At 59.3% G+C, this 20,305-nt stretch carries 18 protein-coding genes; 8 read left to right on the forward strand and 10 right to left on the reverse strand.

Annotation, left to right across the window (positions count from 1 at the left end):
• Window positions 1–53: 53 nt before the first annotated feature.
• The 5 genes from F6X59_RS13355 to F6X59_RS13375 form a co-directional block, all read right to left on the reverse strand.
• Window positions 54–1,379, reverse strand: a complete 1,326-nt coding sequence (locus F6X59_RS13355; protein WP_152956617.1) for an MFS transporter — start codon at window positions 1,377–1,379, stop codon at window positions 54–56.
• 139 nt (window positions 1,380–1,518) lie between these two features.
• Window positions 1,519–2,745 (reverse strand): Zn-dependent hydrolase, encoded by a 1,227-nt coding sequence (locus tag F6X59_RS13360; RefSeq protein WP_038409460.1) that lies wholly within the window; start codon window positions 2,743–2,745, stop codon window positions 1,519–1,521.
• A gap of 28 nt (window positions 2,746–2,773) precedes the next feature.
• On the reverse strand, window positions 2,774–3,703 hold the full coding sequence (locus F6X59_RS13365; protein WP_038409461.1) for a glyoxylate/hydroxypyruvate reductase A: 930 nt from the start codon (window positions 3,701–3,703) through the stop codon (window positions 2,774–2,776).
• The gene (locus tag F6X59_RS13370) at window positions 3,700–4,455 is read right to left on the reverse strand and encodes a class II aldolase/adducin family protein (RefSeq protein ID WP_013972357.1); all 756 of its coding nucleotides are present in this window, start codon (window positions 4,453–4,455) and stop codon (window positions 3,700–3,702) included. The genes F6X59_RS13365 and F6X59_RS13370 overlap by 4 nt, the downstream gene beginning before the upstream one ends.
• Before the next feature lie 13 nt (window positions 4,456–4,468).
• Window positions 4,469–5,764: an MFS transporter gene (locus tag F6X59_RS13375; RefSeq protein WP_038409462.1), complete on the reverse strand. Its 1,296-nt coding sequence runs from the start codon at window positions 5,762–5,764 to the stop codon at window positions 4,469–4,471.
• A gap of 156 nt (window positions 5,765–5,920) precedes the next feature.
• Here F6X59_RS13375 and F6X59_RS13380 point away from each other — a divergent pair, with 156 nt between their 5' ends.
• Complete coding sequence (locus F6X59_RS13380) at window positions 5,921–6,898, forward strand: LysR family transcriptional regulator (RefSeq protein WP_013972359.1); 978 nt, start codon at window positions 5,921–5,923, stop codon at window positions 6,896–6,898.
• 49 nt (window positions 6,899–6,947) lie between these two features.
• Here the strand turns inward: F6X59_RS13380 and F6X59_RS13385 are convergent, their stop codons facing one another.
• From F6X59_RS13385 to F6X59_RS13395, 3 genes are all read right to left on the reverse strand, one after another.
• A complete protein-coding gene (locus tag F6X59_RS13385; RefSeq protein WP_038409464.1) occupies window positions 6,948–7,181 on the reverse strand; it encodes a ribbon-helix-helix protein, CopG family in 234 nt (77 codons plus the stop codon).
• A gap of 10 nt (window positions 7,182–7,191) precedes the next feature.
• Complete coding sequence (locus F6X59_RS13390; protein WP_013972360.1) at window positions 7,192–8,607, reverse strand: amino acid permease; 1,416 nt, start codon at window positions 8,605–8,607, stop codon at window positions 7,192–7,194.
• Window positions 8,608–8,951: 344 nt separating this feature from the next.
• Window positions 8,952–9,374, reverse strand: a complete 423-nt coding sequence (locus F6X59_RS13395) for an Lrp/AsnC family transcriptional regulator (protein WP_038409465.1) — start codon at window positions 9,372–9,374, stop codon at window positions 8,952–8,954.
• Between the two features lie 183 nt (window positions 9,375–9,557).
• Between F6X59_RS13395 and F6X59_RS13400 the strand changes: the two genes are divergently transcribed.
• The 4 genes from F6X59_RS13400 to F6X59_RS13415 all read left to right on the forward strand — a co-directional run bounded on the left by F6X59_RS13400 (window position 9,558) and on the right by F6X59_RS13415 (window position 13,213).
• On the forward strand, window positions 9,558–10,610 hold the full coding sequence (locus tag F6X59_RS13400) for an ornithine cyclodeaminase (protein WP_013972362.1): 1,053 nt from the start codon (window positions 9,558–9,560) through the stop codon (window positions 10,608–10,610).
• A gap of 32 nt (window positions 10,611–10,642) precedes the next feature.
• The gene (gene ctlX / locus F6X59_RS13405) at window positions 10,643–11,581 is read left to right on the forward strand and encodes a citrulline utilization hydrolase CtlX (protein WP_013972363.1); all 939 of its coding nucleotides are present in this window, start codon (window positions 10,643–10,645) and stop codon (window positions 11,579–11,581) included.
• 352 nt (window positions 11,582–11,933) lie between these two features.
• The gene (locus F6X59_RS13410) at window positions 11,934–12,818 is read left to right on the forward strand and encodes a DMT family transporter (protein ID WP_038409466.1); all 885 of its coding nucleotides are present in this window, start codon (window positions 11,934–11,936) and stop codon (window positions 12,816–12,818) included.
• Between the two features lie 203 nt (window positions 12,819–13,021).
• Entirely contained in the window at window positions 13,022–13,213 is a 192-nt protein-coding gene (locus tag F6X59_RS13415; protein ID WP_148265637.1) for a helix-turn-helix domain-containing protein, read from the forward strand.
• 371 nt (window positions 13,214–13,584) lie between these two features.
• Here the strand turns inward: F6X59_RS13415 and F6X59_RS13420 are convergent, their stop codons facing one another.
• Both F6X59_RS13420 and F6X59_RS13425 read right to left on the reverse strand, forming a co-directional pair.
• Window positions 13,585–14,850 (reverse strand): integrase arm-type DNA-binding domain-containing protein, encoded by a 1,266-nt coding sequence (locus F6X59_RS13420; RefSeq protein WP_152956618.1) that lies wholly within the window; start codon window positions 14,848–14,850, stop codon window positions 13,585–13,587.
• A 151-nt stretch (window positions 14,851–15,001) separates the two neighbouring features.
• Complete coding sequence (locus F6X59_RS13425; RefSeq protein WP_152956619.1) at window positions 15,002–15,916, reverse strand: LysR family transcriptional regulator; 915 nt, start codon at window positions 15,914–15,916, stop codon at window positions 15,002–15,004.
• A 206-nt stretch (window positions 15,917–16,122) separates the two neighbouring features.
• Between F6X59_RS13425 and F6X59_RS13430 the strand changes: the two genes are divergently transcribed.
• The 3 genes from F6X59_RS13430 (at window position 16,123) to F6X59_RS13440 (ending at window position 20,292) form a co-directional block, all read left to right on the forward strand.
• On the forward strand, window positions 16,123–17,145 hold the full coding sequence (locus tag F6X59_RS13430) for a zinc-dependent alcohol dehydrogenase family protein (RefSeq protein WP_152956620.1): 1,023 nt from the start codon (window positions 16,123–16,125) through the stop codon (window positions 17,143–17,145).
• 460 nt (window positions 17,146–17,605) lie between these two features.
• Window positions 17,606–18,979, forward strand: coding sequence for a hypothetical protein (locus F6X59_RS13435; protein WP_372240379.1), 1,374 nt, complete (start codon window positions 17,606–17,608; stop codon window positions 18,977–18,979).
• Window positions 18,979–20,292 (forward strand): aminotransferase class I/II-fold pyridoxal phosphate-dependent enzyme, encoded by a 1,314-nt coding sequence (locus F6X59_RS13440; RefSeq protein ID WP_152956670.1) that lies wholly within the window; start codon window positions 18,979–18,981, stop codon window positions 20,290–20,292. The genes F6X59_RS13435 and F6X59_RS13440 overlap by 1 nt, the downstream gene beginning before the upstream one ends.
• The last annotated feature ends 13 nt before the right edge of the window (window positions 20,293–20,305 follow it).

A 20,305-nucleotide genomic window follows, 5' to 3' on the forward strand; every position in this document is an offset into this window, starting at 1 on the left:
AGTAGGAAACACTCGCCTGGTTGGCGAGAGAAACTCGGGGGTACAGCACGGAATTACTGCCGTGCTTGGTCGATATCCCGTTTGAAGGTCTCAGTGAGTAGCAGCAGCGCGATCAGAGAAACAACGGCTGAGCCGATCATGTACCAGGCAATCGATGAGCCTTTGCCAGTCCACGACAGCAATGCGGTGGTAACCAGAGGCGTTGCGGCGCTTCCGAGCAGGCCGGAAAGCATGTAGCTGATCGACAGGCCCGAGTAGCGAACTCGAGTGCCGAATAACTCCGCGAGGAATGTGGCAATGGGGCCGTAGTTGGCCGCGAATGCCGTCATCATCAGCATGTAACCGGCAAACGCCAGGCCGAGAGCTTTGGAATCCATCAGCCAGAACATCGGGAAGGCTACGAGTGCCTCGGCGATGATCCCGCCGATAATGATCGGCTTGCGGCCAACCTTGTCGGAGAGGGCGCCGAAGAACGGCAGCATAGCGATACAGGCAGCGCAGGAAACCAGCACTACCGTGAGCATTTCTCCACGTGTGAAGCCCAAGGTCTGGGTGCCATAGGTCAGGCCAAAGGCCACGATGAGGTTGTAGGAGGTGCCAGTGGACATAGTTGCCACACCACCCAGGACTACCTGCTTCCAGTATTTGCGGAACACTTCGAACAGCGGCACTTTGACCTGCGTGCCTTTATTTTCCACCGCTTTGAACGACGGTGTCTCATGGATGTTGAGGCGGATGTACAAGCCCAATCCGATCAGCAGAACGCTGAGCAGGAACGGCACACGCCAGCCCCAGTCCAGCAACTGCTCGTTGGTCAGCGTGGTGGCGAACATCAGGAACACGAGGTTGGCCAGCATCGTCCCCGCCGGTACGCCGATCTGAACCCACGAGCCATAGAGTCCGCGTTGATGCTTTGGCGCATGTTCCACCGCCATCAGCACGGCGCCGCCCCATTCTCCGCCCAGAGCCAGGCCCTGGATGATGCGCAGTGTAAGCAGCATGATCGGTGCCCAGATGCCGACCGACTCATAGCTCGGCAACAGGCCGATGGCGAAGGTGGCCGCACCCATGGTCAGCAACGAGATGAGCAGCATCGACTTTCGGCCCAGGCGGTCACCGAAGTGACCGAAAAGCGCGGCGCCGATCATCCGGGCGCCATAGGCTGAAGCAAAGGTGCCGAAAGCGAGGAGGGTGCCTACCAGGGGATCAAAGCCTGGGAAGAAGATCTTGTTGAATACCAGGGCCGAGGCCGTGGCGAAGAGGAACAGGTCATACCACTCAACGGTGGTGCCGATCACACTGGCGACCGCGACTTTTTTCATGTCGGCGGTGCGTTGTGGTTGCGCGCTGGCAACCTCAGTGTACGCAGGGCTGGTCATTGCCATTTTCTCCCGAAAGATGGGTTCTGGTTGTTGTTGGCAGCTGAAGGCGGAGCGGCTATTTCTTGTTTTTGGGCAAAGCGTTCCCGTGGGCCCAGCTTTCTTGAATTGGCTGGGCGCCTGGGTGGATCGGGTTAAGTCAGCGTCTGTCGGCGCGGGTCAGCACGGCGTTGAGCAGTACGTCGCAGCCCATGGTCACGTCGTGGGGCAAGGCGTCTTCGGCTTCGTTATGGCTCAGGCCGCCGACGCAGGGGATGAACACCATGGTGGTCGGGCAGTGGCGGGCGAGATGAATCGCATCATGGCCGGCGCCGCTGACGATTGGCTGGTACGGGTAGCCCAGGCCTTCGATGGCTTTGCGTACTGCATCGATGCAGGCCGGGTCGAAAGGCGTGGCCGGGCTCAGCCAGTGACGATTGATCTGGACTTCCAAGCCACGCTTGGTGGCGATTTGGTCGATGAGTGCACGGGCGCTGGCTTCCATGTCTGCGATGGCGGCATCTTCGTGGTGGCGAAGATCGAGGGTAAACGCCACGTGGCCAGGGATGGTGTTGCGGGAAGAGCGAGCGATCTGCAATTGGCCAACGGTAACAAGGCCTTTGGGCGCGAAGTCGCGTGACAGTTGTTCCAGTGCGGTGATCATTTCCCCTACGCCGAACAAGGAGTCGCGGCGTAGAGGCATTGGCGTGGTGCCTGCGTGAGCGGCCTGGCCACTGATCTCGATGTCCAGCCAGCAGATCGCTTGCCCACCCGTGACCAACCCTACGGGCAGGCCGGCGTCTTCCAGGATTGGGCCTTGCTCGATGTGTGCTTCGAAGTACGCGTCGAACTCACGGCCCAGAGGTAGCTCACCTGCGTAGCCGGTTTGCTCCAACGCTTCGGCAACGCTGACGCCTTCAGCATCGCGGCTGGACAGCGCTTGCTCGAGGGGCAGCTCGCCCGTGAACACCGCCGATCCGAGCATGGCAGGAGTGAAACGAGCGCCTTCTTCGTTCGTCCAGACCGCGATTTCCAATGGGCGCTCGAGCTGCAGGCCTTTGTCCTGAAGGCTACGTACCACTTCCAGGCCGGCAAGTACGCCGTAGATGCCATCGAAGCGACCGCCCTTCGGCTGGGTGTCCAAATGGCTGCCCATGACCACCGGGGGCAGGGCGTCATTCCGACCTGGCAGGCGTGCGAATAGGTTGCCGATGGCATCAACATGGATGCTCATTCCGGCCTCGCGACACCAGCTTGCGAACAGCTCGCGTCCGTCTCGGTCTTCTTTCGACAGTGCCAAGCGGCAGTTGCCGCCTTTGGCGGTTGGGCCGACCTTGGCCATGTCCATGAGGCTGTCCCACAGCCGTGTGCCATTGCATGTATGCATGATGTGAATCCTCAAACAGGCGGTGGGATCAGTATCCGAGCGCGGGGTCTACTTGGTTCAGGAGTGGTTCAGCACAGGCCAGACGTCGAGCGTTCTCGGCTACTTGCTGGGCAATACAGTCGTGGGAAGCGCATGAGGCCATGTGGGGTGTGACGACGATTCCCGGCGTGTTCCAGAGGCGGCTGTCCAATGGCAGCGGCTCTTTCTCGAACACATCGAGAAGCGCACCGCGCAGTCGGCCACTGTTGACGGCGTTGACCAGATCATCCACCTGCAGGTGCTGCCCGCGTCCGCAGTTGATCACTGCCGCGTTTGGCGCCAAGGCTTCAAAGGTCTTCTGGCAGAGGATGCCGCGAGTGGCATCGGTCAATGGCAGCAGGTTGATCAACAGGTCGAGGCCATCCAGGAACTGATCGAACTCCGCTGGGCCCGAGAATGTGCGCACGCCGCTCAGCTGCCTGGCACTCCTCGACCAACCTCGGACAGCATATCCGGCCTCGGCCAACTCGCCGGCAATAGCCCCTCCAAGGGAGCCGAGCCCCATGACGCCGATGCGGTATTCACCAGCGAGGCGTTGAGGATGACGTTGCCATACCTGTTGCTGCTGTTGGGCAAGTGCTCGGTCGAAGTCCCGGTGGTAATGGATGACCGCCCAGCGAACATACTCCGCCATGCCTTGGCGGTGAGCTGGGTCTACGACTCTGCACACTGGCAATGCTGGCTGGCTCGGGTCGTTGGCCAGGTGATCAACACCAGCAGCCACTGAGTGGATCAGCTTCAGGTTGGGTAATGCGCTGAGGCTGCCTACGGGAGGGAACCAGCAAGCGGCTACCTGTGCCTCCTGAGCTGCGGGATCGTTGGCCAGCACTACGCGTAACTGGGGAGCACTGCGAGCGAAGGCAGACTGCAGTTGGCCCAGAAGTGCCTGGTCGGTTGAAAGTAGTACCAGCGGTTTCATGAGCAGTACGACTCGCGTTGGTGTTCGATCAAGGTCAGGGCGGCGTTCCAGCTCAGGCTGATGATTTGCGCTGACTCGTCGCGTTGGAACTGCGCGGCGGTGTGGCGGCAGACTTCTTCGCTGGGGTAGATGAGCTTGCTGCCGCTGGCCAATGCCTGTACTTGCGCCTGGCAGGCGCGCTCCAGGAAGTGAATCTCGTGGAAGGCCTCGGCAACACTGGCTCCGCCGGCCAGCAGGCCGTGGTTTCGCAGGATCATTGCTTTGTGCGTGCCGAGGTCGGCGATGAGGCGCTCGCGTTCATCCAGAGACAGGGCGATGCCTTCGTACTGGTGGTAGGCCAGCTTGCCGTAGAACTTCAGCGCGTGCTGGCTGATCGGCAGCAACCCGTGCTCCTGAGCCGAGACGGCGATGCCGGCTGCGGTGTGGGTGTGGATCACGCAGTGCATGTCCGGTCGTGCCATGTGGATCGCCGAGTGGATTACGAAGCCAGCTGCGTTCACCCGGCGCTCGCCATTGGCCTGGTCGACCACATTGCCATGTTGGTCGATGCGTACCAGATCACTGGCGCGCATCCGGTCGAAGATCACGCCGTATTGGTTGATCAGGAAGTGATGCTCAGGCCCAGGAATACGCAGGGTGATGTGGGTGTCGATCAAATCGGTCATGCGGAAGTGTGCAACCATCCGGTACAGCGCGGCCAGTTCGCAGCGTGCCTGCCATTCGACATCGCTAATGTTGTGCGGCTTGCTCATGAAAACTCCTGATTTAACGAGCGATGGCGGGGGTGGGTTGCTGCTGCTCGCCACGCAGGCGAGAGAGGCCACAGACGCCGATCAAGGAAAGCGTGGAGAGCGCGGTGAAGAACACGGCGAGTGGCAGCCACTGGCCGGCGAAGCGGTCGGCCAGCAACGTGCCGATGATCGGCGTGCTGCCCCCCGCGATGGCGCAAATCAACTGGTAGGCCAGAGAGATCCCGGAGTAGCGCAAGTGAGCAGGGAAGGCCTGGGTCATGTAGCCGGCGATCACCGCATACAGTGCCGAGAGCGTGACCACTGCCATCGCGATGCCGGCTGTCATCAACACCAGGTTATGGGTGCCGACCAGCATGAACATGGGGTAGGGCACAGCCATGCACAGCAGGGCTACCAGCTTGAGGAAGCGGCCTTCGCCAATGCGTTCAGCCAGCAGCGCGGCCAGTGGCTGGGTCAGGAACTGCAGGATGGTCACCAGGAACAGGCAGTCGAGGATGGTTGCTCGAGGGATACCCTGGTAGGTGGTGACGTAGGTGATCATGAAGGTGTTCGTGAAGAAGAAGCCGGCGGAGCCGATGGTCACCGCCAGGGCGGCGAACAGGATCTGTCTCCAGCAGTCACGTACCACTTCCAGCACCGGGTATTTGACGACCTCTTGCTTGGCCTTGGCTGCCTGGAACTCAGGGCTTTCCTCGACCCCGAAGCGGATAGCCAGACCTACCAGCATCAGGATGCCGCTGGCCAGGAACGGCAGACGCCAACCCCAGCTCAGGAACTCTTCGGGCTCTAAGGAAGACACTAGGCGGAATGCGATCAGCGCGAGCAGCAGGCCAGCCGGGCTGCCGAGCTGAGCGAACGAGGCGTAGAACACTTTGCGTTTGGCCGGCGCATGCTCACTGGCCATCAGGACGGCACCTCCCCACTCACCACCGACGGAGATCCCCTGGACAATCCGCAGGGCAATCAGTCCGATGGGGGCCCAGATACCAGCAGTGGCGTAGCTGGGCAGCAGGCCAATGCCTGTGGTGGCCAGGCCCATCAGCACCATGGTGACCAGCAGCATTTTTTTGCGACCCAGACGGTCGCCCAGATGGCCGAAGACCATGCCTGCCATTGGTCGGGCAACGAAGCCTACGGCGAACGTGCCGAATGCCGCCAAGGTGCTGAGCAAGGGGTTGCTGCTCGGGAAAAACACCTGACCCAGTGCGAGTGCAGCCGCCGTGGCGTAGATGTAGAAGTCGTAGAACTCGATGGTGGTGCCGACAAATGCGGCAGCCGCAGCACGACGCGGCTGGTTTGACGTATGCATGCAAGGCCCTTCTTAGAGTTATAGGCAGGTGGGCAGGGTTGGCTAAACCGGTCGCGCTCTGTTCGGCGCTTTCGAGATTTATCGCCTTGGGGCTATGATTAGTCAATTTGCTAATTCTTATCCGTCGTATTAGCAGCGCTACTAATGGGCCCGTAAATGAATCCGCCAACTTCAAGATCTGATGCTTTGGTCAACAAATGGGAAGGGCGTCGATTTCTGAACGACCGCCTGGACTGGAACCTGCTGCGTACCTACCTTGCGATTGGCCAAGAGGGCAGCATCAGCAGGGCTGCAGCAAGGTTGCACGTGACCCAGTCAGCGGTTAGCCAGGCGCTCAGGCGTCTTGAAGAGCAGCTTGGCTGTGCCCTCATTCTTCGAGGTGGCCCGCGCTTCGACCTGACGGCTGCCGGGGAGGAGGTGCTGCGTATCGCCATCGATATCTATGGCGACGTGTCGCGCATCAGTGCGGCTGTTGAAAAAGAGAGCGATGAGGTCGTCGGGAAGGTGCGGATCCTGAGCGTCAGTCGCGTGCAGTCGCGGGTATATGACGATTTTCTGGGGGATTTCCACGAGGCCCACCCACGAGTCGAGCTGGAGATTGATGTCATGCGCAGTGCCGACATCATCAGTTCTCTGCTGCAGAAGACCGCCACGGCAGGTGTTGGCCTGTGTCGTATACCCCAGCCCAAGCTGGAGCAGCGCCTGTTGCTCAATCAGCGCTATGCGTTCTTCTGTGGTGTGCGACATCGGCTGTTCGGGCGCACCGATGTCAGCCTCGAGTCTCTGCGTGGGGAGAACTTTGTGAGCTTCGTAAGCGACCAATTGGGCGGCAACCTTTCGCCGCTTGCGATGTTCCGCGATCAGCATGGTTTCACCGGGCGCATCGTTGCTTCCTCGCCGAGCGTTGAGGAAGTCCAGAGGCTGGTGTGTGCCGGCTACGGAGTGGGTTGCATGCCTGAGCACCTTCTCCATGAGGATCTGGAGAAAGGCTTGCTCTGGCGGCTGCCGCCCTACGAAGGGATTGTCGATGTGGACTTGCACCTGCTCTGGAACAGGGAGCAAAGGATGACCATGGCGGAGACGGTGTTCTTGGAGAGCTTTCAGCACTGTCTCGCTCAGGCCTCGCTCGTTTGAGGGGTCCAAGTGAGACGACCGCAGCACTGGCTGCGGTCGTTACCTTTTGCTAGTCGGCGTTCAGCAATCGCTGCCGGGTCAGTACGCTGTTCAGCCGATGATCGTCCTTGAGCTCGACCTCGTTCAGCATGTCAGCAACGCTGGCTCCTGCTTCAACTCGCTCCAGCCAGTACATCACGGCCTTTTTCATGAACCAGTGAGGCGTCCGGTCAAGCGAGCCTGCTGCTTCCCTGATGCGCTCCTTGGTCGGCGCGTCAAGTTTGATGCCTGTAGTCGAACTCACGGGCGCCCCCTCACAACGCCGATACGGCTACAGGGCCGGATGCCTTCGCGCTGCGCTGATAGGCCAGCAGCAAGCCGATGTACCAGACAGGCATCACATACAGGGCGGTGCGGGTATCTGCTTCAAGTGCCAGCAGACACAGGACGAACATCAGGAACACCAGTGACGTCACCGCAGTGAGCTTACCGCCGGGGAGCTTGAAGGTTGATCGCTGATGGGCTTCAGGGCTGCTGCGGCGGTAGGCGAGGTACGACAGCAAGATTAATGACCAGGTCACGATCACCATGACCGCCGAGATGGTAGAGACCAGGGTGAAGACCGCCATGACGTCAGGGATCACGAACAGCAACGTCAGCGCGATAGTCATGCACAGGCCGGAGAACATCAGTGCCCGGATGGGAGTGCCAGAACCTGACAAACGTCCGAAGGACTGGGGAGCCTGCTTGTTGTGCGACAGGCCGTAGAGCATGCGAGAACCTGAGTATACGCCGCTGTTGGCCGAGGAGGCCGCAGATGTCATCACCACGAAGTTGATCATCCCGGCTGCAGCTGGCAAGCCACCCAGCAGAAACAGCTCGACGAAAGGGCTTCGGTTCGCAGGTACGTGGGCCCAAGAGATCACGCTGATGATGCAGGCGAGCGCAGCGACGTAGAACAGCAGGATCCGCAGCGGGATGGTGTTTATGGCCTTGGGGAGCGTTTTCTCGGGGTTGTGGGCCTCAGCTGCAGCAGTACCGATGAGCTCGGTGCCTACAAACGAGAAGATGGCGATCTGGAAACCGGCCAGGAAGCCCAGCACGCCGTGCGGCATCATCACGCCCGGCTCAATCAGGTGGCTGAACGACGCAGTCACACCGCCTGGAGAGGTGTAGGAGGTGGCAACCATGTAGAGACCGGTGAGCACGAGGGCAACGATGGCGATGATCTTGATCAGGCCGAACCAGAACTCCACCTCGCCAAATGCTTTGACGGCGAGCATGTTGAGCGCCAAGAGCATGAACATCGCGCCGAATGCCGGAATCCAGGTGGGAAGATCTGGATACCAGTATTGAAGAAATCCGGCGACCACCACCACATCACCGACTGCGGTGACCACCCAGCTGAGCCAGTATGACCAGGCGAGGATGAAGCCGGCGCGTGGGCCCAGGTGGTGGTGGACGAGCTCAGCGAAGGAGCCCATTTCAAGATTGGCGAGGAGCATCTCGCCCATCGCTCGCATGATGCAGAAAACGAAGAATCCAATGATCGCGTAGACCAGGATGATTGACGATCCGGAGAGGGCAATCATCTTCCCGGATCCCATGAACAGGCCTGTGCCGATGGCGCCGCTGATGGCAATCAGCTGGATGTGTCTGTTTTCCAGCCGTCGCTTAAGTGTTCGACCGTCGCCATGAGTCGCGTCTTGCGAGTTGCACGATTGATTCATAAATGACCTCTTATTCTTTTTCTGTGAAACCTGTCCCATCCCTCCTAATGGTAGGTTGTTTATAGGCACGAGGCGGATGGGTCGGTTGATACGCAGACGAGGAAAAGTAAATCCAGAAAGAATAATCTGACCAAGTTGTCAGATAATAAATTTGGAAGCGCTATATGGTTGTCTTTCTTGTTGGCATCCACCTTGGCGGTATGGAAGTTGCCATTTTGCCAGCCGTAGTTGTCAACAGGAACGTTACAAAATGTCAGCCATCAGGGCATCTTTTAGCACTTTGCGCACCCTATGGAGCATTTTGATTGGGTGCACAGTCATGGTGCAAAAGCCAGGTCTTTCCCCTACATCTTGAAGGTCGACAGCAGGATGCTGGTCTCGGTGTTCTCGATGTGTGGGATGGATCGGATGGTGTTCAGCGCTTTGTCAAAGGCCTCGAGCGTCTCGGCGCGAAGCTCTGCCATGAGATCCCAGCGGCCATTGGTGGTGTGGATGGCGACCACGTTGGGATGCCCGCGCAGCGCGTGCTTGACCTCGGAAGCATGGTGGCCACTGATACCGATACTTGTGATTGCCCTGACCCCGCGCTCAATCGCATCTGACTGCAGGCGAATCGTATAGCCCATGATAATACCGCTCTCTTCCAGTCTGGTGAGGCGGTTTTGAACAGTCGCGCGAGCGACCTTGAGTTTCTTGGCCAAGGTCATGACGGGGGTTCGAGCGTTGTCCCTCAGGAGGGCGATGAGCTCTCGATCAATGCTATCCATAATACTACGCTATCCATACTGCTAGATTGGGTGAGCAAAGTGTCTAAAAAACCGATAAATATGGCAACCTGTATGCTTCAATTTGTACCACTATTTCATCAGACTTTTGGAGGTGGCAAGAATTTACACTCGACGCTCGCTATGCACTGATTGAAAGCGGGCGCACTCACAAGGTGCATAACAATGACGCATTTCATCGACGTTCCAACGATGTCAGACCTGGTTCATGACATTGGCGTAGTCCAGTTTCTGGGAGAGCTTTCCGAGGTTATCCGCGACGATTTCAAGCGTTGGCCGGACTTTGATAAATCTGCCCGTGTCGCCAGCCACTCTGATGTTGGGGTGATCGAGTTGATGCCTGTGGCTGATACCAGCCAATATGCCTTCAAGTATGTGAATGGGCACCCATCCAACACGTTCAAGGATCTCCACACGGTGATGGCATTCGGGGTGCTGGCCGATGTCGATACGGGGTATCCGGTGTTGCTGTCCGAGCTGACGATTGCAACGGCTCTGCGTACCGCTGCGACCTCGCTGATGGCGGCCAAGGCTCTCGCTCGCCCGAACGCTCGCAAGATGGCGTTGATCGGGAATGGTGCCCAGAGCGAATTCCAGGCCTTGGCGTTCCATAAGCATCTCGGCATCCAGGAGATCGTCGCCTTCGACACCGACCCTCTCGCCACCGCGAAGCTGATTCGCAACCTTCAGGAATACCCAGAGCTCAAAATCACGCGTGCCCAGAGCGTTGCTGAAGCAGTGCGGGGTGCGGACATCGTCACCACTGTGACTGCAGATAAGGCCTATGCAACAATCATCACGCCGGAGATGCTTGAACCGGGCATGCACCTGAACGCCGTAGGTGGTGACTGCCCCGGTAAGACCGAGCTCCATGCCGACGTTTTGCGCAAGGCCAGGGTTTTTGTGGAGTACGAGCCCCAGACCCGTATCGAAGGCGATATCCAGCAACTTGAAGCGGACTCGCCTGTCGTCGACCTGTGGCGAGTGCTAACGGGCGAACAGGAAGGGCGCCAGAGCGCTGAACAGGTGACGGTGTTCGACTCCGTGGGCTTTGCGCTCGAGGACTATTCGGTACTGCGCTACGTGCTGCAGCAGGCTGAGCAGCGTGGTGCGGGAGCGAAGATCGATCTCGTGCCTTGGGTTGAGGATGACCCCAAGGATCTGTTCAGCCACACCCGCGGTCGCGCTGCCAAGAAACGCATCCGACGCGTTGCATAACTCCAAGATCAGACACACATCGGAATTTCGAGATGGCATTTCCTACGCGTTCGATTCAAGCACCTGCAGCGGTGGTGATGGTCAGGCCACATGCCTTCACCCCCAACCCGGAAACGGCAGCAGATAACTCGTTCCAGAGCATCAACTCAGATATCGCCGCTCAAACACTCTCCGAGATCGCTCGGGACGAAGTCACGCAGGCCGCTCGCCGACTTGAAGCTGAGGGTGTGCGGGTTCACCTGTTTGATGACTTTGGCGAGAACGACACCCCTGACTCCGTGTTCCCGAACAACTGGTTCTCGACCCACCCAGGCGGCCATGTGGCGATTTACTCCATGTACTCCCCGAATCGTCGAAGGGAAAGACGAGTGGACGTCATTGAGATGCTCAAGCAGGAGTACCGGGTTCAGGATGTGATCGACTACTCGGGGCTTGAGCAGGATGAACTGTTCCTTGAGGGCACTGGGGCCATGGTGTTCGACCACATGTCCAGGGTCGCTTACACTGCTCGCTCGAACCGAGCTGACCCGATTGCCTTGGAACGGTTCAGCACCCACTTCAATTTCGAGCCGATGGTGTTCGATACCGCGGACGTGAAGGGGGCGCCGATCTACCACACCAACGTGCTGATGTGCGTGGCGACCGAGTTCGCGCTGGTGGGCTTCGAGACGTTCACAAACAAAGCACGTGCTGAAGAAGTGCGCATGCGACTGATGGAATCAGGGCGAGATGTCATCGACCTGACTCACCAGCAGATCGGCGAGTTTGCTGGTAACGCTATCGAGCTTTCAGGGCGTGACGGCCGAATCCTGGCTCTGTCACGCAGGGCGTTCAACAGCCTCACGCATGCACAGAAGCAGCGAATCGAACACTCGGCCAGGTTGGTTCCCTTACAAGTGCCTACCATCGAGATGGCTGGCGGCTCGGTACGATGCATGATCGCTGGAATTCATCTTTCTCCTCGTGACTAATCCACAAAAAACGCCGAGGTGGTTTTTTGAGCGCCGCACTAGGTTTTCGTAGCCCTGAAGTGGGCTGTCGCCAAAACTCTCCGAAATTGGGGCGGAACTCCGGAGTCCAAGCAGCCATTGTGCGGTTCATTCAATCTGACTGAGCATCGGCACCGACACTGGTGCCGATATGGGCCTTTATACCGAAATAGTACTGCCTGCCCTAATCCGATGGTCAGTACGGTGCGAGAAAAGGCTCGATGCGTAGAAGGTTATTCTGCAGGGATCTCTGCCTACATCCCAACCGACTGGCAACCCCAAAAAGCGAATCGTGGTAAACTACGCGTTTTTTCCACCGTATAGGCTCTTTTTAATGCAACAGCGCGATATCGCCACCTACATGTTCCTAGCCATCGCCTGGGGACTTTCCTTTCTGGTTATATTGAAGGTCGTGCATGCGTTCGGATGGGTTGGTGCGGTCAGTTTACGTGCGCTGATTGCCGGCAGCACTTTGGCGATCATCGGGTTCCTATTTGGACGAGCATTGCGCCTGCGAGCGCTGCTCAAACCCTTGCTGGTAGTCGGAGCAACCACTGTGGCAGGGCAACTGATCGGCCTGTCCTATGGTACTCCACGTGTTGGTACAGCCATGGCGGCAATCTTTGTGGCAACCATTCCGCTATTCTCGATGATCATCGGCCGCATATGGGGGTTGGAGAAGATTTCTTCCCAAGGCCTAGTAGGGTTGCTTTTGGGTTTAGTAGGAATCGTCATGCTGGTCGGTTTTCCGGCCCAAGCAGTCACCGCTGATTTCATTCACGGCTGCATTGCTTTACTTCTCGGTTGTGTCAGCGCGGCATACGGTAGTAACTATGCAAGCCTGCACTTGCGGGGTGATGACCCGTGGACGGTGACGGGCGGAGCTTTCCTCTGCGGAGGGGTTTTGACGCTGCCACTATTACTGTTGGTGCCCATTACGCAGGTGCCTCAGACTATTGACTGGCTGTATCTATTGGTCAGTGGCTGCTTGATGAGTGCCACCACTTATGTGCTGTATTTCGGATTGGTAGAGCGCATCGGCGCCACCCGGGCAATCAGCGTCGAGTTCGTTGTAACACTGGTTGCGGTCGTGGTTGGTGCACTGTTCCTCAACGAAGCACTGAACCTGCTTCAAATGGTAGGCGGCCTAGTAATTCTGCTGGGCTGTGTTCTGGTTCTGGGGTTGGTACCTGGTCGAAAGCGCCGTTTGCCAAGTTGAGGCTGAACTTACGGCAGCTTGACTCTGTTAGGGTTTCAAGGCCATGGTCATCTATTGTCGTTGGGAACTTCGGCATATCCTTCGTATACATGCTCGCCAATGCGGTGAAGCTTTCCAAACCCTAATGTGGTGTTTCAGAAATACTGCTGAAAATTTTTAGCTGGGCTCTGTAGATAATAATTCATCAAGATTTGTGTATCGACATGGGTCGACCAGCAATTGTTATTGTTCTTTCTAAATCCGAAAAAGCGGACCTGTTACGCCGGGTAAAGCTCCGCAGGGGCGCCCAAGATACTCGCCTGCGTGCTGAGATAATCCTTGCGTATGCGGCTGGCAGGTCAGACAAAGACATTGCTCAGCGCTTGGGTGCCAGCAAGGATGTGGTGTTACGCTGATGACAATGCTTCTCAATATAGGGACTGCTACGTTTGAACGATGAGCCGCGTTCTAGCCGTCCTTGCACTATGTCGGATGAGTTGGTTCAGCAAGTGATAAATCAGTTATTGCAGGGTATCCGATGATTCCAGTCACTGGGGTAAGCGCCCTTTGAGCCGTGAGACGGGTATTCAGTCCTGAGCTTCCCCTGCACCATATGCGCTCCCGTTGCAACCCTTAAAGAATGAGTCCAGAATTAAGGCCATTCCCAATTTTGGGATGGCTGAAAGCTCTTAGATTTCAACAGCTCGCAAGCCCGATGCGAGTCTCGTTTCCCGATTCGCATTCATCGTTTTCAACGGTGATTCAACCCCCGCATGCGCACCTGAACTTACTCAGTCAGTGCAGCATTCTTGCGTAACCGATCTAAGTAATCCGTCCATTGCTGTGCGGCTTCCCGACGCTGCGGCAGCAATTGCGCGCGGGCATACACGGCACCCAATGCACCTGGCATGCGGTGCGATAACGACAACTCCAGTACAATCGGATCGATACCTAAATGCTCGTGAGCGATAGTGCGGTAGGTGGCGCGGAAGCCGTGCGCAGTGATGCGGTATTCCGGCCAGATCCGCTGGTAGGCCTTGGCCAGGGATGTGGCATCAACTGGATAGCCTGGGTAGACCGGCGAGACAAAGACCCAGCCATTGCCCGCTTCATCCACCACCCGCCGTTCATGTAGTTCACGCAACAGCACAAGGGCTTGCTCCGGCAGTGGCACGATGTGTTTGCTCTTATCCAGATGACGTGTTTTCCCTACTACATAGCGCCAGTCGGCGCTGACCAGGTCGATGTCTTCCCAACGCATTTTCACCAGCTCGCCGGGACGAACCGGCAGCATGACCAGCAAGCGCATCGCAGTGCTCACGCTGCTCGGGCTGAGCTCATCCAGACGAAGCAGAAGGTGACCCAAATCGGCTGGTCGTTCGATCGCTGGATTACTGGTCACCACATGGCGAACCTTGAGCTCTTCGGTGTTGCTCAGGGCCACGTTACGCTCCACCCAGCCACGGCCCTCAGCGAAACCGAGCACGGCACGGATGATGGTACGCACGCGCTTGGCCATGGCCAATGTGCGTGCTCGGCGCAGGCTAGCGATGATCTCGATGATGTGGTCCAGTTTGATCTCGCTGACGGGAATGTTGCCGATCGTGGGCAGGATGTGATTGTTCAAAGCGCCGCGAAAGCCCGCGAGGGATTTGCTCACGAGGTCATGCGACTTGAAGGTCAGCCACTGTTCGGCGACGTAACTGAATGTGCGTTCCTCATTCAGTAGCTGATCGGCGATTTTCTTGCGTTTGGCCTTCAGCGGGGCGACGTGATGAGCTACGTTCTGGCGCGCGGCTCGGGCCAGGTCGCGAGCGTCTTTCAAGCCAATGTCGGGATAACGGCCGATCGCGTACACGTTTTCCTTGCCGTTCAGGCGATACCTCATTCGCCAGTATTTCGCGGCAGGCTTGTTCGACTTCTGCGAGGCCTGAACATGCAGGTAAAGACCGGGTACCTCGCCGTCGGCGTACTTGCCGGGTTCAGCAATGGCACGCAAGAAGGCATCGCTGAGTTTACGCCGCAATGCAGGCGTGCGGAGGGAAGTCGTCATGTGCGGGTACTTTTTTTCGAAATGGAAAAAGTACCCAAAAATATACCCGCAAGCGTATTGGAAATGAGCGGAATACGACGGACGGCCTTGGACGTAGTGTCAGGCTAAGATACTGATTCTATTGGAATTTATGGATCTTAATGGACGTCAGTCACAAGCTATCGGGATCCCCGAAGAACATTTGTATCCTCGACCTCAACCAGCGTTCCGCCGGGTCGTTGTCCTGCGCCCCGCGCCAAGCCATATGCAGTTCGAACGAGCGCACTTCCAGCGGCAGGTCCTCAGCCCGCAAGCCTCCCGCCGAGGTCAAGGCATCGGCCGTATAGTCCGGCACCGTGGCGACGATATCGGTCCCCGCCAGCAAACTCCCCAGGCCATTGAACTGCGGTACCGCCAGCACCACATGACGCTTGCGGCCGATCTCTTCCAGCGCCTCGTCGATGAAACCCGACAGGTCCCCGGCAAACGACACCAGCGCATGCGGCCGTGCGCAGAAGTCGTCGAGGGTGATGCTGCCCGGCACGCTGTCGGCGCGCAGCAGCTTGGGCTTGCTGCGCCGCAGCACCTTGCGCTTGGCGTTGGCCGGCAGTTCGCTGGTGTAGCTGACGCCCACGGAAATCTCGCCCGAGGCCAGCAGGGTCGGCATCAACAGGTAATTGACCCGGCGCACCACCAGGACGATGCCGGGGGCTTCGGCGCGGATGCGCTTGAGCAACTGTGGCAGCAGGGCGAATTCGGCGTCGTCCGAGAGGCCGATACGGAACACCGCGTTGCTGGTAGCCGGGTCGAACTCGGCGGCGCGGCTGACGGCGGTGGAGATCGAATCCAGCGCCGGTGACAGCAGGGCGAAAATTTCATGGGCGCGTGCCGACGGCTCCATGCTGCGGCCGGTACGCACGAACAGCGGGTCGTCGAACAGGTTGCGCAGGCGCGACAGGGCCGCGCTGATCGCCGGCTGGCCGAGGAACAGCTTCTCGGCAGCACGGGTCACGCTACGCTCATGCATGAGGGTTTCGAACACGATCAGCAGGTTGAGGTCTACGCGACGCAGGTCGTTTCGATTCATCGGTGCGCTTCGCCTAAAGTGGGGCAGGGGTGAATCTTAAGGCCAAAGGCTGTTACCCTGCACCGTTTTCCGGGGGCCAATGCACAGGAAAGTCAGGTGCCCAATCAATGACAGGCATGTCGACTATTAATAGCCACTGATGGTCTAACGGCAAAAGCCCGGATAAAGTCCGTGGTAATACGAGATTCACACAGGCGAGGTATGCGATGTCCCGCATGATCCGTTTCCACAAGTTCGGCGCTGCCGATGTGCTCCGTTGCGAGGAGCAGCCCGAACCGTCACCTGCCGTCGGCGAGGTGCAGATCCGCGTCGAGGCAATCGGCGTGAGCTGGTATGACGTGCTCTGGCGGCAGAACCTGGCGCCCTCTCAGGCCCGTCTGCCCGCAGGGATCGGCCACGAGATGGCCGGTGTGGTGACGGCAGTCGGCGAAGGCGTCGATGACATCGCGGTGGGCGACCGGGTTGCCAGCTTCCCGGCCACCAGCGCCAACGATCACCCGGTGTATGGCGACGTCATCGTCCTGCCGCGCATTGCCATTACCCGCTACCCCGACATCCTCACGCCGATCGAGGCCAGCGTGCATTACACGCCGCTGCTGATCGCCTATTTCGCCTACGTCGACCTGGCGCGCGCCAAGGCCGGGCAGACTGCGCTGGTCACCGATGCCAGCCATTGCGCAGGGCCGGCCTTCGTGCAACTGGGCAAGGCGCTCGGCCTCAAGGTGTTCGCCGCCACCAAGGAGCCCGAGCAGCGTGAATACCTGCTGGGCCTGGGGGCCGACAAGGTGATCGTCACCGAAGAGCAGGACCTGCTCATGCAGGTTGGCAAGTACACCGATGGCCGCGGCGTGGACATGGTCCTCGATGGCATGGGCGGGCCGCAGATGTCGCTGCTCGGCGATGTGCTGGCGCCGCGTGGCAGCCTGGTGCTGTATGGCCTGCAGGGCGGCAACCAGACGCCGTTCCCGGCCTGTGCGGCATTCCAGAAGAACATCCAGTTCTACGTGCACTGTATCGGCAACTTCACCGGCAAGCCGGAGCTGGGCATCAGCCAGGACCAGGTAGCACTGCAACGGGCCTTGCGCGATATCAACCAGTTCACCGCCGATCAGTTGCTGACGCCGCAGATCATCAAGGTGTATCCATTCGCCGAGGTGGTCGAGGCCCATCGGTACATGGACGAATGCCCCTGTGGTGGACGGGTGGTGCTGGACATGGCGTCGGCCTGACAGCATGTCAAACAACGAAAAACCGGGCTGATGCCCGGTTTTTTGCATTATGGCGGGCTATATTCCAGGGGCGGGATTTATGAGGTTTGTAAGTTGATGTTGCCAGAGAGCCCTTGCAAGATTTTCAAATGACGTTTTTGCTCTGCGGATGGTGTGTTTGCCGATTTCTGAATGGTTTTTTCATCAGGATCTGTATCTTTTAATCCTTATTCAACGCTCGATAATGGCGCATTGATAGTTGGCGCAAGGAGCGTGCGGTGGAGAAGAGCAGGCGCAGCAGTGCGCGGTTGAAGACGTTGGTAAGTTCATGGGCGGGCTCATATTTTTCGATGGTTTGGCGACAGCGTTTTGCAACTTCTAAGTTTCCCGGTTTGTTGTAGGAGATTTCTTCAAATTAAATCCGCTGCGTTAATTCATGTGCGGCGAATTTTTGCAGTGAATGAAGTTGTGAGGTGATGCCGTGAGTATTGTTCACGACCAGGCTATGCACTTTATCTATCAACAGGTGCTGGAGCGCCTGTTGAGTCATATGTCCAAGGAGCAACGCGCTTCCCTGCAGTTGTTGATACAGCGTTTGCTGGTGGCCGCGGGTGGGCCGGAATATATCGGTACGTTCAGGTTGCTGGTGGTTCAGGGGGCGGATCGCCATAGCGCCCGGCTATTGGCGATGTTGCGGGCCGCTCAGTTGAGCATCGCCTTGCGAGCACCGGTGACCTTCAAGTTACGCGTGCTGGTGACCTGTTTGCCGATCACCAGCAGTGCGCTGCTGGAGCAGCATGAGCGCGCCTTCAGCGCCTTGTTCATGCATGATGATCCACGGGTGCTGCTGCAGATGGTCGAGGGTGCTGAAGTGGTGCCTTTCTGTCGCCGCGCCGATACCACCGCGCGGCAGTTGCCATTGACAGGTGGTGAAGCCTTGCTCCTGTTCGGCCACCTCGTCGATGCGCGCCCGCAAGCACTGCTGGGCAGTCGCACGCACCTGGCGCTGGCCGATGCCGTTCGCCGGGCGCTGGCCGAGTACCCGGGAGCCGATGCGTTGGTAACCGCCGTGCCCGCGCGCCAGCGCCGGCGCTTTGTGGCCTGGGCCCGGCGCAGCCTGCGCCTGGCAGGTGTCGTCAGCCCTGACTCGCTGCATCACTGCGTCGATAGCCTGGCCAGATGGCTGGGCCATTTGCATGCCGTTGCCGATTTACCGGGTGGAGCAGGCGCTGCGCCGGATAGCACCCGCACACGGGCATTGCCGCTGCGGGTCATCGCGATCGATGATCTACTGGCCCAGTTGCTCAGTGACAGCCATCTGGACCTGGTCATGGGGTGGAGCTTCGAGGCGGCGCGAGAAGGCTCGCCGTTGACGGCGTTTGTCGACCCTGTGGCGCTGGCGCAATTAGATGAAACAAGGGGTCGCAGCGAGTCGCCTGCTGCACCCGCGCATGCCTTGCGCCTGGTCAGCCAGAATGGTCCAGCCAGCAGGTCGCAGGCGCCGCAGGCGGGGCGCCTCGCCAAGGCCTACGGGCTTGAGCAGACCCAGCTTGCCTGCATGTTGTACCGGCCGTTTTGCAACCAGGGCGCGGAGCTGGAGCGGTTTCTGCAATCGTGTCACGCCGACATGCTGGTTGCGCTGCCATACCTGCATCGGGCCTTGCAGGGCAAATCCTGCCCGGACGCAGTCAAGGACTGGATGGTCAACACCAGCGGCCTGCCGCTGGCACAGCTACGGATGGTCTACAAGGGGCGGCTGGCGCCGGGGGTACGGCGTTTGCTCGCCAACCTGGCGCGGCGCGATGTGCAGTTGCGGTTGCTGGGCCGCACTGCGCCATGCAAGGCCCCATCCTGATGGGGCGTGAGTTTGCCTATCAGGTGGTGTACCGCTACCTGGTCGCCTTGATCGAGGAAGCCGAGCGGGGCGGGCAGCCACGTTTGCCTTCGCTGAGGGCCTTGTCCAGGCGCCTGCGTGTTTCGTTGGCCACGGTGCAGGCCGCCTACAGCCTGCTCGAGCATGAAGGGCGAGTGCAGTCGGTGCCAAAGTCGGGCTACTTCGCCCAGGTTGGCCTGCAAGCAGGCCGGGCCGATGTGGCCCGTGCACTGCCCGCGCAGCCGTTGCTGGAGCGTGCACTGTTCGCCCATGAGCGGCGCCTGGGCCGGCTGCGTATGCAGCTGGCGCGGGGGCTGGGCGTGCCGCGCCTGCGGGATGCCCTGGCCGAGCGCTACACGCGCTCTTCGCATCAGTATTGGCGACCTGAGGATGTGCACCTGGGCCCGGATGTGCAGGCACTGCTGGAAACGCTGCTGCTGGCACTGGCGCTGCGTGGCAGTACCGTACTGGTCGCTTCACCGTGCTGTTGGCGGATCTTGCGGGTATTGCAACGTTGTGACATGCGGGTCCTCGAGTTGCCGCTGGACAGCGGCGGCAGCCCGGATATCGGCACCCTGACCAGGCTGTTGGGCTGTGAGCCGGTGCGCATGATGATCATGCCTTCTTGCCTGGGTTTTCCTGTGGGGCGCCTGATGCCCGCGCGAGCCCAGCAGCAGATCGCTGACCTGCTGGCCTTGCACCCGGTCTGGCTGTTGGAGAACGATCTGGACAGCGAACTGTGTTTTTCCACGCCGGCGGGGTCTCGGTTACGCGACCGGGTAGACCCGCGCTGGCTGCTGGTACTGGGCTCGCTGGAGGCGACAGTCGGGGCCGAGGCACCTTATGCCTACCTGCTGGGGGGCCATCCGGCGTTAACAGATGCGTTCGCCCTGCGTGCATTCCAGCTTGCCCCGACGCGTCAGCAGGCATTGGCTCAGATGATCACTTCAGGCGAAATCGACGAGCACCTGGGGCAGATGCGGGCGGCACTGCGTGGGCGGATGGTGCAACTTTGCCAGCATCTGGACGCGGTGTTGGGTGGGCAGGTGGACTTTGACATGCCTGAGGGCGGGTGCGCCTTGTGGGTGCGCCTGTCACCGGAAATGCTGGGTGCTCAAGCCGTGGTGGCGACAGCGGGCTCGGCATTGCAGGTGCTGGCGGGTGAGCAATTCAGCGTACACGGGCGTTATCGGCAATGTCTGGCGCTGACCTGGTTGGGTGACCAGCCCGGAGCGCTGATCGAGGCGCTGAAAAGCCTGGCGCGGGCCTTGGCGTTTGATGCCATTCGTCGGTAGCCCGGCGCAACGG

Origin of the sequence: Pseudomonas sp. MN1F (genome assembly GCF_009391885.1) — a bacterium.
Classification (GTDB): Bacteria; Pseudomonadota; Gammaproteobacteria; order Pseudomonadales; family Pseudomonadaceae; genus Aquipseudomonas.

Bases quoted from the DNA above. Each gene is read 5' to 3' on its own strand.
- F6X59_RS13430 (WP_152956620.1), top strand. From the start codon at position 16,123: ATGTCCCGCATGATCCGTTTCCACAAGTTCGGCGCTGCCGATGTGCTC.
- F6X59_RS13395 (WP_038409465.1), bottom strand. From the start codon at position 9,374: ATGGATAGCATTGATCGAGAGCTCATCGCCCTCCTGAGGGACAACGCT.
- F6X59_RS13360 (WP_038409460.1), bottom strand. From the start codon at position 2,745: ATGCATACATGCAATGGCACACGGCTGTGGGACAGCCTCATGGACATG.
- F6X59_RS13365 (WP_038409461.1), bottom strand. From the start codon at position 3,703: ATGAAACCGCTGGTACTACTTTCAACCGACCAGGCACTTCTGGGCCAA.
- F6X59_RS13390 (WP_013972360.1), bottom strand. From the start codon at position 8,607: ATGAATCAATCGTGCAACTCGCAAGACGCGACTCATGGCGACGGTCGA.
- F6X59_RS13420 (WP_152956618.1), bottom strand. From the start codon at position 14,850: ATGACGACTTCCCTCCGCACGCCTGCATTGCGGCGTAAACTCAGCGAT.
- F6X59_RS13400 (WP_013972362.1), top strand. From the start codon at position 9,558: ATGACGCATTTCATCGACGTTCCAACGATGTCAGACCTGGTTCATGAC.
- F6X59_RS13410 (WP_038409466.1), top strand. From the start codon at position 11,934: ATGCAACAGCGCGATATCGCCACCTACATGTTCCTAGCCATCGCCTGG.
- F6X59_RS13440 (WP_152956670.1), top strand. From the start codon at position 18,979: ATGGGGCGTGAGTTTGCCTATCAGGTGGTGTACCGCTACCTGGTCGCC.
- F6X59_RS13375 (WP_038409462.1), bottom strand. From the start codon at position 5,764: ATGCATACGTCAAACCAGCCGCGTCGTGCTGCGGCTGCCGCATTTGTC.
- F6X59_RS13415 (WP_148265637.1), top strand. From the start codon at position 13,022: ATGGGTCGACCAGCAATTGTTATTGTTCTTTCTAAATCCGAAAAAGCG.
- ctlX (WP_013972363.1), top strand. From the start codon at position 10,643: ATGGCATTTCCTACGCGTTCGATTCAAGCACCTGCAGCGGTGGTGATG.
- F6X59_RS13370 (WP_013972357.1), bottom strand. From the start codon at position 4,455: ATGAGCAAGCCGCACAACATTAGCGATGTCGAATGGCAGGCACGCTGC.
- F6X59_RS13355 (WP_152956617.1), bottom strand. From the start codon at position 1,379: ATGACCAGCCCTGCGTACACTGAGGTTGCCAGCGCGCAACCACAACGC.
- F6X59_RS13425 (WP_152956619.1), bottom strand. From the start codon at position 15,916: ATGAATCGAAACGACCTGCGTCGCGTAGACCTCAACCTGCTGATCGTG.
- F6X59_RS13380 (WP_013972359.1), top strand. From the start codon at position 5,921: ATGAATCCGCCAACTTCAAGATCTGATGCTTTGGTCAACAAATGGGAA.